This window comes from Vibrio sp. 1288, assembly GCF_033344475.1.
This window is the reverse complement of record NZ_JAWPOX010000801.1, coordinates 1-598: the sequence shown is the minus strand read 5'-3', so window position 1 is coordinate 598 and position 598 is coordinate 1. Positions and strand designations below refer to the sequence as shown.

The window sequence follows — 598 nt, the reverse complement described above, 5'->3', positions numbered from 1 at the left end:
AGATCTCGCCGCCGGCCAGTTTAAGTCCGGACAATTTTTAAGGCGTTCAGCTTCAGGTGACAAAGTGTACATTGAAGCCACTTACAACCCCATCTACGATCCGTTGGGCAACGTCATCAAAGTCGTCAAATTTGCATCTGACATCACTGATAAAGTTCAAAGGGATTTAAACATCTCTCAAGCGATAGCCGACTCTTCTTTTATCGCGAGAAATGCCAGCGAAGAAGCCACATCAAACGTCTGCGGCGCAGAACATTCTCTGAATGAGTTTCGCACCATGATTGAAGAAGTACTGAGTGCCGTCACCGCTTGTGACGATAAAGTTCAAGAGCTATTTAAAACCTCTCAGCAAGTCACTGAAATCGTCAAAGTGATCGACAGCATCGCCTCACAAACCAATCTCCTAGCTCTAAACGCAGCGATTGAAGCAGCTAGAGCTGGTGAACATGGACGAGGATTTACAGTGGTTGCGGATGAAGTGAGAACTTTAGCAACTCGAACCAGCACGTCGATTGATGAAATCAACCACGTAGTTCTGAGCAACCAATCCCTAACGACCGAAACTCGCTCATTTATCGAGATCATCAACCAAGGCTTT

At 46.0% G+C, this 598-nt stretch carries 1 protein-coding gene; it reads left to right on the top strand.

Annotated features, from left to right (window positions below; translation table 11 throughout):
* Positions 1 to 64 precede the first annotated feature (64 nt).
* Positions 65 to 598, top strand: a 534-nt coding sequence (locus R8O11_RS29450; RefSeq protein ID WP_318195153.1) for a methyl-accepting chemotaxis protein, incomplete at its 3' end; no start/stop codon positions are given.